The organism is Thermocladium modestius, from assembly GCF_055398215.1.
Genome location: NZ_AP043731.1, coordinates 433,181 through 448,032 on the forward strand (window position 1 = coordinate 433,181; position 14,852 = coordinate 448,032).

Annotated in this window: 14 protein-coding genes; 7 read left to right on the top strand and 7 right to left on the bottom strand. The window is 45.5% G+C overall.

The window, feature by feature from the left end:
• Nucleotides 1-75 precede the first annotated feature (75 nt).
• A complete protein-coding gene (locus ACZ5ZS_RS02155; RefSeq protein WP_188596248.1) occupies nt 76-348 on the bottom strand; it encodes a DNA-directed RNA polymerase subunit K in 273 nt (90 codons plus the stop codon).
• A 43-nt stretch (nt 349-391) separates the two neighbouring features.
• The gene (gene thsA, locus ACZ5ZS_RS02160; protein WP_188596249.1) at nt 392-2,062 is read right to left on the bottom strand and encodes a thermosome subunit alpha; all 1,671 of its coding nucleotides are present in this window, start codon (nt 2,060-2,062) and stop codon (nt 392-394) included.
• Between the two features lie 136 nt (nt 2,063-2,198).
• Here thsA and bgaS point away from each other — a divergent pair, with 136 nt between their 5' ends.
• A complete protein-coding gene (gene bgaS / locus ACZ5ZS_RS02165; RefSeq protein WP_188596250.1) occupies nt 2,199-3,653 on the top strand; it encodes a beta-galactosidase BgaS in 1,455 nt (484 codons plus the stop codon).
• A gap of 63 nt (nt 3,654-3,716) precedes the next feature.
• Here the strand turns inward: bgaS and ACZ5ZS_RS02170 are convergent, their stop codons facing one another.
• A complete protein-coding gene (locus ACZ5ZS_RS02170; protein ID WP_188596251.1) occupies nt 3,717-4,715 on the bottom strand; it encodes a hypothetical protein in 999 nt (332 codons plus the stop codon).
• A 287-nt stretch (nt 4,716-5,002) separates the two neighbouring features.
• Between ACZ5ZS_RS02170 and ACZ5ZS_RS02175 the strand changes: the two genes are divergently transcribed.
• From ACZ5ZS_RS02175 to rpoA2, 3 genes are all read left to right on the top strand, one after another.
• Nucleotides 5,003-5,476: a hypothetical protein gene (locus tag ACZ5ZS_RS02175; RefSeq protein ID WP_188596252.1), complete on the top strand. Its 474-nt coding sequence runs from the start codon at nt 5,003-5,005 to the stop codon at nt 5,474-5,476.
• Between the two features lie 205 nt (nt 5,477-5,681).
• Nucleotides 5,682-6,803, top strand: a complete 1,122-nt coding sequence (locus ACZ5ZS_RS02180; protein ID WP_188596253.1) for a hypothetical protein — start codon at nt 5,682-5,684, stop codon at nt 6,801-6,803.
• Nucleotides 6,804-6,925: 122 nt separating this feature from the next.
• Complete coding sequence (gene rpoA2 / locus ACZ5ZS_RS02185; protein ID WP_188596254.1) at nt 6,926-8,086, top strand: DNA-directed RNA polymerase subunit A''; 1,161 nt, start codon at nt 6,926-6,928, stop codon at nt 8,084-8,086.
• Here rpoA2 and ACZ5ZS_RS02190 read toward each other — a convergent pair.
• Nucleotides 8,070-8,939: a DMT family transporter gene (locus ACZ5ZS_RS02190; RefSeq protein WP_188596255.1), complete on the bottom strand. Its 870-nt coding sequence runs from the start codon at nt 8,937-8,939 to the stop codon at nt 8,070-8,072. The genes rpoA2 and ACZ5ZS_RS02190 overlap by 17 nt on opposite strands.
• A 230-nt stretch (nt 8,940-9,169) precedes the next feature.
• Between ACZ5ZS_RS02190 and ACZ5ZS_RS02195 the strand changes: the two genes are divergently transcribed.
• Nucleotides 9,170-9,553, top strand: coding sequence for a hypothetical protein (locus ACZ5ZS_RS02195; RefSeq protein WP_188596256.1), 384 nt, complete (start codon nt 9,170-9,172; stop codon nt 9,551-9,553).
• 17 nt (nt 9,554-9,570) lie between these two features.
• Here ACZ5ZS_RS02195 and ACZ5ZS_RS02200 read toward each other — a convergent pair whose 3' ends face one another.
• Nucleotides 9,571-10,536, bottom strand: coding sequence for a ParA family protein (locus ACZ5ZS_RS02200; protein WP_188596257.1), 966 nt, complete (start codon nt 10,534-10,536; stop codon nt 9,571-9,573).
• 455 nt (nt 10,537-10,991) lie between these two features.
• Here ACZ5ZS_RS02200 and ACZ5ZS_RS02205 point away from each other — a divergent pair, with 455 nt between their 5' ends.
• The gene (locus ACZ5ZS_RS02205) at nt 10,992-12,095 is read left to right on the top strand and encodes a PhoH family protein (RefSeq protein WP_188596258.1); all 1,104 of its coding nucleotides are present in this window, start codon (nt 10,992-10,994) and stop codon (nt 12,093-12,095) included.
• A 76-nt stretch (nt 12,096-12,171) separates the two neighbouring features.
• Here ACZ5ZS_RS02205 and hxlB read toward each other — a convergent pair whose 3' ends face one another.
• Together hxlB and ACZ5ZS_RS02215 are read right to left on the bottom strand one after the other, a co-directional pair.
• Nucleotides 12,172-12,798, bottom strand: coding sequence for a 6-phospho-3-hexuloisomerase (gene hxlB / locus ACZ5ZS_RS02210; protein ID WP_188596259.1), 627 nt, complete (start codon nt 12,796-12,798; stop codon nt 12,172-12,174).
• A 258-nt stretch (nt 12,799-13,056) separates the two neighbouring features.
• On the bottom strand, nt 13,057-13,776 hold the full coding sequence (locus ACZ5ZS_RS02215) for an endonuclease III domain-containing protein (RefSeq protein WP_188596260.1): 720 nt from the start codon (nt 13,774-13,776) through the stop codon (nt 13,057-13,059).
• 84 nt (nt 13,777-13,860) lie between these two features.
• On the opposite strand from ACZ5ZS_RS02215, the gene ACZ5ZS_RS02220 reads away from it, so the two are divergent.
• Nucleotides 13,861-14,484, top strand: a complete 624-nt coding sequence (locus ACZ5ZS_RS02220) for a superoxide dismutase (RefSeq protein WP_075058971.1) — start codon at nt 13,861-13,863, stop codon at nt 14,482-14,484.
• Nucleotides 14,485-14,852: the final 368 nt, after the last annotated feature.

Sequence of the window (14,852 nt, forward strand, 5' to 3'; positions counted from 1 at the left end):
CTTTGTGTCAGCAATACTGGAGCTTGTCATCGATTATAGATGATGCCTGATCGCTATCCTTTAAGGCTGTCCAGTTTACATCAGCGATTCAAGGGATTCCTCTATTTTTTTCAATTCATCAATAGTATATTCTATTTTCTTTCCATTAGGTAGACTGCGCACCACTATGAACGGCAATTTGCCGGCCTTAAATTCCTCTATTGCTATTTGAATCGGGTCTTGAAGGCCCATGGCTCTTGCATCAATTAGGGGAGCAGCCCCCATTGCCAATTGCTTGGCTCGTATGGCTACCATCTTGGCTACTTCATATTTGGTCAGGCGGGGAGGATAGGGTAATCCATTCTCCATAATTAAAAAGCAATGAAATAGATTATTTTAAAAATGTTTCTGCTTAATCCTCCTTAGAACCCTCGCTTCCCTCGCCGCCCTCGCTCTTCTTGCTTCCTCCACCCACCTTGCTCTGGGACGCCGCTATTATATCATCTATCCTAAGCACCATTATTGAAGCCTCCACTGCGCTCTTTATCACTTGCTCCTTAACTATCAATGGATCGTATACGTTCATCTGGCCCATCCTGGCTATCTTTCCGCTCAATACATCCACGCCGGCATCTATTTCGCCGGCATCATGCCTCTTCCTGAGCTCTGCTATTGCATCCACGGGATCCAATCCAGCAGTCAACGCTAATATAACCGGTATTTGCTCAACGGCTTCTGCGAACTTCAGTACGGCCAACTGCTCCTTACCGGGCAGCTTCCTACCGTACTCCCTTATTCTCCTGGATATCTCCATCTCGAACGCGCCGCCGCCGGGGACTATCTTGGCCTCCCTGAACAGGTCTCTGGCCACGTGCAGCGCATCCTGAAGGCTCCTCTCAGTTTCGTCAACTATCCTATCTGCTGCTCCTCTGACCAGTATGGTAACCGCCTTGGGATTGGGGCATTGCTCCACGAACACCATCTTCTCCTCTCCAACCTTTCTCTCCTCAACCAATCCAGCAGTTCCCAAGTCCTCGGGCTTTATGTCCTTTATGCTGGTCACTATCTTGGCGCCGGTTGCCTTGGCCAGCTTCTCTATGTCGCTCCTCTTAACTCTCCTGACCGCCATTATTCCTGCTTTGGCGAGGAAGTGCTGAGCAGTGTCATCTATGCCCTTCTGGGCTATCACCACATTGACCCCAATCGACTTGAGCTTATCAACGTATGATTTCAATATGCTTGTCTCCTCCTCCAAGTATCCCTTTATTTGTTGGGGAGACGATACGGATATCTTAGTGGTCCACTCCGGCTTCTCTATCTCCAATGGAGTATCCAGCAGGGCTATTTTGGCATTGGTCACCATCTTGGGCATATCCGGGTGCACGACCTCCTTATCCAGTACTATTCCCTGTATCAATTGAGTCTCATAGAGGCTCTTGCCCTTTTTCTTCTCTACCTTTATCCAGTCAAGATCTAGATTATATCCTCCGTTTACCTTATCAGCAGCTATTAGAGCCGCCTCAACTGCCTTCTGGGCTAGGTAATCCCTGGCCTCAGCAACTACCTTGCTGCTAAGGCTATTGGCCACCACTTTTACCAATTCCTCCTTCTTGGTTATATCTATGGGAATTGCAACTCCCTTGGCTGCCTCTAAGGCATAATCCATAGCCTTCTTATATCCATCAATTATTATGGAGGGGTGTATGCCTTCGTCGAGCAGGCTCTCAGCGCTCTCCAACATTTTGCCAGCCAAGACAACCACAGTGGTGGTTCCATCGCCCACCTCGGCGTCTTGGGCCTTAGCTATTTCAACTAAGAGCTTTGCGGCAGGGTGCTGTATCTCCATTTCCTTGAGGATCGTTGCGCCATCTCCCGTTATTGTTACGTCCCCAAACGCATCTATTAGCAATTTATCCATTCCCCTCGGTCCTAGGCTAGTTTGAAGTATCTCGGAGACAACCTTCGCTGCCATTATGTTGCTCCTCCGTGCATCCGCTCCAACGGTTCTTTGGCTACCCTCCTTTAATATTGAGACAGGAACGCCTTGAGCTCCCGTCTTAGGTTGCGATTGCTGAGCTGACATAGCTAACATCGTCCAGAAACGGTTCTATATAAACTTTTCTGGTATGTATTTCCCCATTCTGGCCCCTTGGATGGATTACGACGTGGCGCTCCATCTTAAAGGCTAGTTTTAATTAACTGGGTCAAGAGCAACCGAAATGGGAACATTGTTTCCCAAGGACTTCAAGTTCGGTTGGTCTCAAGCTGGCTTTCAATCCGAAATGGGACTTCCAGGAGATGAGGATCCAAACAGCGATTGGTTCGTCTGGGTTCATGATAGAGATAATATAACGGCAGGGCTCGTCAGTGGTGATTTGCCAGAGAATGGACCTGCGTATTGGAGCCTCTACAGGGCATTTCATGATGATGCCGTGAAAATGGGATTAAACGCCGCCAGGATAAACATTGAATGGTCCAGGATATTTCCTAAAGGGATGCCGAGGCCAGTTGAGAGCAATGTTAATATGGAGAGAGACGAAGTAATTCACGTCGATATTGATGGGCACGATCTCGAGGAATTGGATGGGGCTGTAAATAAGGCGGCCGTGGATCGCTATAGGAATATACTTGAAGATTTGAAGTCGAGAGGGATATTCATCGTTTTGAACATGTACCATTGGTCCCTTCCCCTTTGGATACATGATCCAATAAGGGTCAGAAATGGCGATCTAAGAGGGCCATCAGGATGGATTGATGCGAGGACGGTCGTGGATTTCGCCAGGTTCGCTGGATACGTATCCTGGAAATTCGACGACTTGGTGGATATGTACTCAACCATGAATGAGCCAAATGTAGTTGCTTGGAGTGGTTATATCGGTATAAAGTCCGGGTTCCCGCCTGGCCGCTTGGATTCCAGCTTGGCCAAGAAAGCCACTTCAAATTTGATCCGAGCGCATGCGCGTGCATATGATGCGATTAAGTTGATGACCAAGAAGCCCGTCGGCATAATATATGCCAATAATTCGTACACGCCGTTGACGGAGAAGGATGCCGCTGCCGTGGAGTTAGCGGAAAGGGATTCCAGGTGGTCGTTTCTGGATGCGGTGGCGAGGGATGGGGATAGAGATGACTTGAGAAACAGGTTAGATTGGATCGGGGTCAATTATTATTCCAGGTTAATGATTAGATCGACGGGCAATGATTCATACGCCGTGGTGCCTGGCTACGGTCATGTTTGCAACGGTTCCATTAGTAGAGATGGCAGGCCATGCAGTGACTTCGGCTGGGAGATCTATCCTGAGGGCATTTATGATGTATTGATTAAATACTGGAGTAGATATGGCATTCCCATATACGTAACCGAGAATGGAATAGCGGATTCCCTTGATTTTTGGAGGCCACATTACTTGGTCAGCCACATCCATCAAGTGCATAAGGCAATGAGTGAGGGAGTCGATGTACGGGGATACATGCATTGGTCGCTGGCCGACAACTATGAATGGGCCTCCGGCTTCAAGATGAGGTTTGGACTGCTGCAAGTTGATTACGCTAGTAAAAGGCGACTATGGAGGCCATCGGCATTAATTTACAGGGAAATAGCAATTAGCAAGGCAATACCAGATGAATTTGAGCACTTGACCCACGTTCCGCTTGGCAAGTCGTTTAACTCCTAAATAATTATGATGTGCCTCCCCCTCAAGTTTGGGTAACTCGTATTGTAGTGAGGATACCACATCTTAAGAAATAGAGAAGATTAGATACCACCTGGTAAAGAGGAAGTGTTCGAGCCTTAAAATTATGTAGGTGAATTTAGATATGGGGTACTTGGTCTTTGTATTATGCGGAATGAATTGTTGAGGCCAGAGGGCAGTTACGTTCCAGTTGGTCACGTATAATGGGATGCCCTCCGCCGCGGCTAGCCTTTCAGAGAAATTGAAAAAAGCATCGCCAGGCCGTTCTGCATAGGCCAGAGCGAGAAGCGTTACATTGAGTTCCCTTATTTTTGAGGTCTCTTGAATTATATAATCCTCATTGCCCACGAAGCTTACCTTGCCTTGAGATACGACTTGAGTACCATAGTCCTCATACATGACGAAATCAATGTATTTAGTTATGTTGGGCAGTATATCGAATCCCCTGTTCACTCCTATTATTATTCCAGGGTAAGAATTCTTGGTCTCGTTCAATATATGTATTATGCCTCCACCCACGCTGGGGTATTCGTCCACTACATCCAAGTCATCGAAAAGAACCCCATTAAAGCCCTCGTTGAGCACGTACTTAACTTCACACATTATGTAGTCCTGCCACAGCGGGCTTGATGCATTTACTATGACTTGATCCCAGAAAGCATCATAGCCCAACGATATCTCAGTAGCATTTATATAGCACGATCCTAAGGAGGAGTTATCGTATTCCCCGAGATCTATATAGGCTATTTTTATCCCCCGTATTTCGGCGAGCGTAGATGAATTGAAAGCCCACGGCTCCAAGATTACCATGCTGAAGTTATTCAAGTATTTAATCACGGATTCATTGACGGCGTCTCCGTAGTAGACTGCGAACGTTATATTGCTTTCCTTGATTCCCGCCGGATCTCTTGCAATCGAAAAATTAGAGTACATTAATTGATTTTTTTGAAGATTACCCACGTTTATTTTGAGGACCAAAATAGTTGAAATGAATAATATCATTACAGCCAAGAATGCAAATTCCACTATTAGCTTGGATTTCATTGAAAAATCAGCATCCCTGCATTATTATAAACTTAAATTCTAGATTGAAATTAAATTGAGGCCATTAATTCGGAGAGGAGATCCTAACGATCAAGCAATAGAGAGTCTTGGTGGTCAGGAGAATGAGGTCTCCTCACGAATTATTTTTCTATTAATTCTAATCTCTAATAATTGCACTTGCCGCTGGAGAAACCCGGGCCCGCGCTTTATCGAGGAAATAGAAAGGTAATCTGGTTTTATGGATTAATGGAGAAAGATATATTAATGGAAACATGAGAGTATGATTCATGAGAAGAGAGGGGATCTGGATGATGGTTGGATCCGTAATGCTCGTATTAATAACTATGATAGCCGCTGTGCTCTTGTATCTATGGTTCACCGGATACCAGTCCAGGGTTCAGACGGGCGCCGCTTCAATAAACTTATTGCCAGCCGCTTCGATAACCGAGGCGACATTGATGATAAATAATCACACCAGCGTTACTTTATCTGTTGAGAATGTAGGAGATACAAGCATATACATAACGGAAGCATCTATTTTAACAATCAATGGAGAGACTATATGCACGGCCACTCCCAGCGGTGATGGAAATGGCGAGGCATCCCCATCTAAGCTAAACGAAACGGTTGTGGGCAACATATTGATAGCGTCATTCACTTGCAGTCAGCCCCTATCTGATGGGACCTATACAGTTCAGGCAGTGACGAATTCAGGTCTCACACTACAATCAACAATAATGGATCAACTATCCCCAAGTTGATAGTGGCGTAATCCCTGAGGTCTCGGGAAGCCCTCTTTCCTTAAAGGCTGGAAGTAAGTTGGAAACAATCAACAAAATAGCCTTCAAGGTAAGGAGGTCGGATGAGGCCTCACGACCTTCCTTAACCATAGTCCATAGACATCCAATCGGCGGTAAATATAGGGAGGACTAACACCTTTAAAAATGCGTTCATGATGGCGACGGCGTGTTCGATTCAGTAATTATCAGCCGTTCATTGAGGAGCGATGGGTTTGGAGATGCGTTGCTTAGGGGATTCGTGGATTCAATGCTGGGACTTAAGGCAGCGGCAGTGGTGCCCTCCTTTGAATTAAAGGATTGGGAAGCAATGGTTATGCCAATCCGCGGCTCTCTATTGATAATTGTCATGGGCGATGCAGAGTGCCCTGGAGGTACCATATGTATTAGACCTAATGGTATGGAACAAGTTAGAATAGCGGCTCAGGAAGCCGCTGACTATAGCGAGGTGGTTCAATTGCCATACGTGATCGTAATCGATGAATCGTTGGATTGGACGATGGCAGTTAGAATGCAGAGAAGGAGGCGAGCCGTTTTTAATAAGAACTGGATAAGCGGGTATAGATGGTTGGGGCTGTCATTCACTGCATCCGTGGAAAGACCAGAATGGGGAATAAGAAGATTAAGATCATTAGGGCTTGACGCCTCATATGTGGAACCAAGGCCTAGGAACAATACTGTGAGATCTAGGGATCCAGTAGATATAGTAGACTTTGCCTTGTATTGTCTCTATAAAGCGCTCTATGACCCCATGGTGGAGGTTGGGGTACCCATAGTGGTTGTTGGGAGGGATATGGTCGTTAACGTCAGCGGTAGGGGCAATTTCAATCCAAGGCCCACGGCTTTCCTGCCCAGGCTGTCATCTGAGGTTCCAGACGTGGCCGTGAACAAACCCTTAATAGCTGTCCACGAGATAATCAGGATGGGTTATGAATATGGACCCGTGATAGGCATTACAAGGGAGGAGGACGTAGATGAATCTCTCTTAGCGGAAGTAAGCAATAAGGCTGCAGTACTGATCATTGGGAATTCTGGATCGGAGTCGTGTGATTCCATAATATCCGCTGTGAAGGAACTGGGCATTGCGAGGCTGGGAAGGATAATCCCAACTGAAAATAAGGCCATAATTAACGTGGAGCAATGCGATGCTTGTGGCGACTGCGTTAGATTGGGATGTAATGCAATAAAGATGAAGGGTGGTTATCCTGCCGTGATTGTGGATTTCTGCATTGGATGCGGGCTATGCACGGCTACTTGCACGAGGAACGCAATAGCCATGGGTAAGCCATAGCTGGAAATAAAACTGAGATAGGGATAAAATAAAATAATAATGATTTAGAGCGCATTACTTGCTTGGATGGGTTTAGCTTAGTTCTCAAAGTTTATAAACCGCTATTGAATACCAACGCATACATGTCTACCTATTTATCCACTGAGGAAATAAAGGCTAAGGTGGAGAAGCTTAGGGCTATTGTCCCGCCCAAGCTATTGGATGAATTTTTAGCCAAGGCCGAGGCCGTCAATCTAACCGAGGAGCAATTCGAGGAGGCCTTGAAATTCTTGGTTCAAGAATATGTGAAGGCAATGATAGATCCCGGAGAGGCTATAGGGGTTGTCACCGCGCAGAGCGTGGGAGAACCATCGACTCAGATGATTCTCAGATCGTTTCACTTCGCAGGATTGAGGGAGTTCTCCATGGCTCTCGGCTTGCCCAGATTGATAGAGGTGATAGATGCTAGGAAGAAGCCTGAGAGGCCCATGATGACTGTTTACTTGGATGACTCAATAAAGCAGGACAAGGAAAAGGCATTGGAGGTGGCTAAGCAGCTCCAGGCTACCACGATAGAGAACATAGCGAAGGCGGTCAGCATAGATTACATAGCCTCCACCATAATAATTGAGCTCAACGAGGATCAATTGAAGTATAAGGGAATAAGCGTGAATGACGTGAAAAAGGTGCTGGATAGGGCTAAGGGCAAGGGCGGCGAGATAGAGGTGAATGGTTTCACTATAATGGTTAAGGTGGATACTACGGAGTTGAGCAAATTGAAGAAGATACGGGATAGAATATTGCAAACCAAGGTTAAGGGAATAAAGGGAATAAAGAAGGCGGTAGTGATAGAGGAAAAGGGCGAATTCATAATACAAACCGAGGGAACGAACCTGGAGGCGGTTTTATTAACGGAGGGCGTTGATCATAGGAGAACCATCACTAACGACATCCATGAGATAGCTGAGGTTCTCGGCATAGAGGCGGCCAGAAGCGCCATAATAAATGAGATACAGAAGATACTCCAGAGCCAGTCGCTGGAGGTGGATGTGAGGCACTTGATGATGGTGGCTGATGTGATGACTTGGGACGGAGTTGTCAGGCAAGTCGGTAGGCATGGAGTCGCCGGCATGAAAGAGAGCCCGTTAGCCAAGGCTGCATTCGAGGTGACGGTTAAGAACTTGGTGGAGGCATCGTTGAGGGGAGAGACTGAGCGATTCAAGGGAGTCGTGGAGAACGTAATAGCTGGGAAGTATATACCGATAGGGACGGGCTTCGTGGAATTGCTCATGGAGATGAAGTAGCAGCATTGGTCAAGGCTGGCCGTTGGCTTACATAAATTCCAATGAACATCACGACAGCTCCAATCAGCTCCAGCGGCGTGGGTATCATGCCCAGCAATAGATAATCCATTGCTATCGTCAATGCAGGAACCAGGAAAACCAATGCAACAGCCCTTGATACTCCCATGGAATTTATCAATAAGTTCCATAAAAGGAAGAGCATGGAGCCCCCCATCAATCCCGTCCCCAGTAAGTCAATGATGAATTTATCTCTCATCAGCAAGCGATCGCCAAATATAAAGGATGGAATCAACAACATAGCTGCGCTGATCAGCATCTGAAGCGAAACCACTGTTAGGGGGTCCCTCGATCCTAGCTTTCTGAAGTAAGTACTATACATTGCCCAGAAGAATGCATTGATCACTGTCAGGATGGCCCCGATCAACTTCATGCTTCCCAGGAACGAGAGGTAGTAAATTACGACGCCTAAAAATCCTATTATGATGCCAATTATGTTGCTCCTGCCAGGTCTTTCCCCCAAAATAAGCATGGATAAAGGCAAGGCAAAGAGGGGCATTGTATAACTGAGCACTGCCGATGTGCCTGGATCAATGTAGAGCAATCCAAACGACCAGAAACCAGTGCTGAGGGTCGTGAAGAGGGATAGAAGAAATAGATCCAGATTCATGAATGGCTTAAATCTGCGAAGTGCAATCAAGGGAATCAAAAGCGATGCGCCAGCTATGGCGTATCGTAATGACATGAAGATGAGCGGGGGCGAGTACGATAGGCCATCCTTAACGAAGAAATAATTGCTGGATGCACCAACTGTATAGGCCGCTAAATATATGCCTGTCTTCTTGCTGCCATTCATGAAATCATGGTTCTTTTACCTGGATTTTAAATTATTAATACGAGTTCAAGAACCTTTCAATGCAGGAGCTAGAGATGACGTGACGCTTCGCGGCCTTAATTCAGTTAACCATGTGACTAAGGAAGCGGTAAGCTGTTGCTCCCTCGTTAGGCATTGACCAAGGCGAATTGCTTACCCAACATGCTTCTGGCATTCATTGAATCTGCGGTTTGTTTGCGAAATGGCCTTATGTGGGTGCACTGTTTAGTAAATCCATGAATGCGTCGGTGAAGGATGCGGTGCTTGGGATCAAGCCTGGCATGTGTTCCAACGAATATTGCATACAGCGGTATTTGGCCCGTCGATTGATGGCCCGTTATCATGTAGTGATTGATGGCATAGAGGTTGATGTGTTGGGAAATGGATGGGCAGCCGAGGTTAAGATGGGCTCGCATTTCTATGATGGAATAGGCCAGGCACTGGCCTATAGAAGAATATTGGGGATTGAAGAAGTATGGTTGATCCACGTAGTTGATGGGGATCCCTCCCAGCACTTAAACAAGCTTCCACTATTGATTGCGGGGCTTGGAATAATGGCTGCGATAGTGCATCGTGGCGGCGTTGAATTCATTTAGGGGGAATTAATAGGTCACTAATCATCTTCTACGTCAAATGGACACTTTATGTTTTTTCCATGGAATCTCAATGCGTCCTGAACCGGTCGGCAAGCCGCGCCATAACTGTTCCCCGGCAGTTTCTTTTTCGGGAATGATTCGTCGCTATAATCCTTATAATAACTCAATGCCGATTCTAGAATGTTAAGGGAGCTTCTATTTGATTTAACAAGGTCGTTTAATGCGTTTCTCAATTCCATATCTGGCTTCGCCCTTCCAGCGGTCCCTCCACCCTTGGATGATATTGAAATCCTCATATCAATAAGCGTGGCCGCCTCCTTCACAAGAAGGCTTTGATTCACATTAAAGAGAAGCGAATAATTGACGTTTCTTCCATAGAGCCTTAAATTGCTATTTATTGCGTTAATCATTCTTTTAGTCCTGAATAGATCGGTTAGAGTGGGCCTGGCCACCACGATGCTTTTGTCAGAACCATGCACTGCGGCCAGTGTGTATCTCATGTCGAAGAAGGGCGCCGTGTCGACTATTATTGAATCGAATTTATCTATATTGGAGTTTCTCAATAATCCCCACAGCGCTTCTGGTATTCCTATTCCGGTGGTGGAGAAGTCGGTGAACTGATCCATTAAGTCCTCGCCGGGAGGCAGTAGATATACATCATATAGATCCTCCACTACCTCCAAGTCCGCGAAATGGGCCTTTGCTTCCTTTATTTGTATTGCGTATTGGCTTATATCGATCGTTTTGTTCTGTTTGTAATCGGTGAACATCTTCGATAAGGTCTTTCCATTATTATCATAATAGTAATAGGCTTTATCTCCCATTAATCTAATCGAGAGACCGGCAGTGGGGTCTAGGTCTATCATTAAAATAGGTCGGTAATTCGAATTGGATAGGAAAAGTGAGAGAAGGAGAGCTATGGTTGTCTTGCCCGTGCCTCCTGCCGCGGATATTATGGGCATTATCGTTGCCTTATCGTACATTGACTAGCATTAATAATTATTGAATTTTAAATATTTAACTATGTTAATAACATTTAATGATTCATTATAATAAATATTTGGAAGGCAGGCCTTCCCTGCCTTTAGTTAAGCGCAGTCGCGGCCCACCGAGCCGTTCACCCGGCGCCACGTTTTGCCTCCGCCGTCGGCAATACATAAATTTTATCGCTCGTATCAATGAAGATCATTTCATAAATTACCGTAAAACCGTAAATCCGCCTCTTACGGTAAGGGGAGCAATTGCTTTCTTGATTAGGAACAAATTAGCGGTAATGGTCGCTTTCGATGTAATTCATGAATCCACATTACGCTGCCACTTTGGTAATTGTAAGAGTAATTAATTGCTGGATTCCATGGTTCTCTAATGATAAATAAGAAGCTGTGATTCTTAGCCGGAAATATTTATAATGCTTGGTTTATGCCTAACGTGAAAATTGATGAAGATAAAGCCATTGACCATAGGTCAAGAAAGACTTGTGAATTTATTGAGCGATGATGATAATGAGATAGTTGGGGTATTTGGGCCCAGCGGCACGGGCAAGAGTCTCTTGGTTCTATCTTATGGACTGGAATCCATTTTATCAGGTAAATATAAGAGGTTGGTGGTGGTAAGGCCCCTCATAGACGTGACGACGGGGAAGTCCGTGGCTCCTGAGCTTTTAGGCGAGCTCTTCTATAAATTATCGTCAAATTATATGCTGGATATCATGGGAACTATAGAGGACCCAGCGAAGATCAAGCAATTGATGGATGAGGGCAAGATAATGGTGACCGACATAGATTACTTGAGGGGACGTACATTTGATAATTGCATGATCTTTCTAGATGATGCTCAGAATGTTCCTCCTGAGAATGCCGCGGAGGTGCTGATTAGAACCGGTAATAACTCCAGGCTAGTGATAGCCGGCGACTCAATTCTTCAGAAGCCCATGAACTTGGAAAGAGATGGAGCCACGTTGATGAGAGAAGTTCTATTAAACGAGGAGAAGGCAGCCGTGGTGGATCTTGGCATAAAGGATATAGTCAGGCCTGGAGCGCGGAGGGGTCTTAAGTTGGTTTTGGAATTAAGGCTTAGAAAGAGAGGGCTATCCGGAGAGGAAAGCAAGCTGTTGGATGCGATTAGGTCGGCGGCGCCTGATGCCGATATAGTCACTGCCGTTGTGTTCAATGATATTAAGCGAAGGTTAAGCATAAAGGCGGAGGCGCCGGATGCATTGGTGATAGCCAAGGAAGGAAACTTGGGGAGGGTTATTGGAAAAGGAGGAGAGAGGGTGAAGGAGATAGAGAAGGAGACAAACTTAAAGATAAGAACCGTTGAGATGTCCCTGGATTTCAAGCAATGGATAAAAGTCCTTCATCCATTAGGTTGGGCTGGAAAGCATATAACAGACGTCGACTTTGCAGGCCCTGATCTGCAAATAACACTGAGGGAGGAATTCGGCGCGTTCATAGGACCGCGAGGAATATACGTCAAGTTCTTGGACGGGATATTCAGGAGATTAATGAACATAGGAGTTACCGTGGTTGAGGAGGAACGGTAAGTCTATTGCCGACCGCCGATTAATGGCCTAATCCATTTTTGTATTCCATATATCTATGATTTCTCCACTCTTGTGTTCACGGTACCTCCACATTTGCATGCATTTTTTCCATATCTTCCTCCGTCTTATTTAGCCTCTTCATTAACTCGGCCACCACGGAATCCAGGAATACCATTGTTGTATCCTCGAATAACGTGCCTAACGGCGCTAATGGTTCATGAAGCCCCAGTATCTGTCTAGCGAAGTAGTCATCAACTCGCGATACCTTTGTCCTGCCAGGAACGACCACTAATGAGTCAGCTGTCTTGGCCAGCGGCGAATCGCTGTAGCTGGTGATGGCGATTATGGTGGACTTCATCTTCTTGGCTGCTGCTGCAGCCTCTATTACTAGGCTTGTAGTTCCACTGCCGCTTATCGCCACTACTATATCCCCCTCTCCGATGCTAGGGGTTATTGTCTCGCCCAGCACATATGATCTAAAGCCCAAATGCATAAGCCTCATAGCGAATCCACGTGCTACCAAGCCGGATCTTCCCATTCCCACCACAACTACCTTATGATTGCTCACATAGGCCTCTATTAATTCATCAATGAAGTTATTGACTTCCTCCGGCTTCAATTTATCTAGCACGGTTTCTATGAAGCCGGATATCTCCTTGTACGCCTCTAGAAAATATTTGGGAAGCGCCTCCTTTTGGCTCACTTGTCGTAGCGCTAGGATTAGTTTTTAAGTCTTGCCCACGGAGGGCATCGATAAAAGAGCGACGCGCCTCACCCCTTAGGGCTTTAGGGGTCAGTGGCATTTATCATTATCTAGAGACGGGATCGAGTTTTCATGCTAGGTCGATTCGCAGCCCAAGCGGGGACATTAATTGACGTAGATGAGAAGGCAAAAAGGAAGAGGATGTTTTTAATACTAGATACTTATACGGAATTGCGGTCTGCTTTAACATGCATTGAATCAGCGGTCGATATACGAGATAGTGTTAAGTTTATAATGGCATACATCTCGCAATATGCATTCATGGCATTTTGGCTTCTTCCTGTTGCAGTAAGCTTTTCCAACTGAGATCAATCCGGCATGCATTAATTTCAATTCATATATATCGCTCAAGGCTTCGGCCACCGCTTTGCTCGCCTCTTCCTGGCTCACATGCCTTCCAATCACCCGTCCAAGGACTATTGCGGAGTAGGAGGATGGAGGAAAAACCCGTGCATTGGATATGAATAGCAACAGTGATTTCGCGGTCTCCTTGCCTATTCCCTCTATTTCCAATAATTTTTCCTCGTTGATAGGGGATACCAGCGCGGTCACTCCTCCTAGCTTAACTGCCTCCATTGAGAAGGCCTTTAGCCTACGTGCCTTGGTTTTGTGGAAGTTAACTTTACTTATCTCCTTGTCTATATCATCTATATCCATCTTGCTCAGCTCTTCAACGTTTGAAATGCCGTTTTCCCTCAACTTCATCATGACCTCTCTAACCACTTCCCATTTTGTTAATTGGACCAAGAATGCCGATATGGCTATCTCGTCAGGAGTCCTCATTCCTCCCCACCAAGAATAGGAGTATGGATCGCCGACCACCCATCCTTGACTCGATAATAGTTCCTTATTGGATTGAAATATATGGATCAGCCTTCTAAGCGTGTATGTGAATGATCCATTTATAGATCCCTCCATTTCACTTAGCTTTTTAAGCATTGCCGTACTCTATAATGTGGGTTTAGAAAAAACATTTTTAAATAATAACTGGTGGACAAAACCATGTCTAGCGCAAACCTCTTCAAGAGATACGAACTACCTCCGCTTCCATATAAAACAAGCGACTTGGAGCCGCACATAAGTGCGCAGGTAATAGACGTTCATTATAATGGACATCACAAAGGTTATGTAAATGGTGCCAATGCAACTGTTGATAGGTTGGAGAAGATATTGAAAGGTGATGTGACGAGCTACGATATACAAGGATTGCTGAGAAATCTATTTTTCAACATAAACGGCCATAAACTGCATGCAATTTATTGGCACAGCATGGCGCCCAGCGGCAAGGGCGGAGGAAAACCGGGAGGCAAGCTAGCTGATCTAATAACGAAGCAATATGGAGGGTACGATAAATTCAGGAAGATATTTGACGAGGTGATGAGGTCTCTTCCCGGCTCTGGATGGGCAACGCTATACTATGACCCGGAGACCGGCAATTTGGTTTTCACCACATTCGAGAACCACTACAATCAACACATAGCCGAGTTACCAGTTTTGCTGATAGTTGACGAGTTCGAGCATGCATATTATCTACAATATAAGAACAATAGGAATGCATATCTAGATGCCATTTGGAACGTATTGAATTGGGAGGAGGCCGAGAAGAGGCTCTCGAAATATCTATAAATTAAGAAAAATAGAAATAATAAATAATATAATTGTTTTTATTTAAAGCTGAATTAAGGGAGAATTTAGGAGATCCCATTGGTAGAACGAATATAGGTATATTTTTCGCCCTGACTTCCTCTCTCCTTTGAAGAAGGCAGTCTCTTCTTCTGACCTCTTCCCTGCTCTAAAGGGGTGGGGTTCCTGGTGTCTTGGGGGACACCCCTTTACTGTCGCTACTCCGTTGCTAGTCATTACGGTGGTAGATCCTGCTCCCCACCTTATGGAATTAATCTAGGGCGAGGCTTGCATGCTCTGAAAATTATAGCAATGAGGCATAGTCCAGCAACAAAAGCATTCAAGTATTGGAGGGCTCAGCATGCAATATA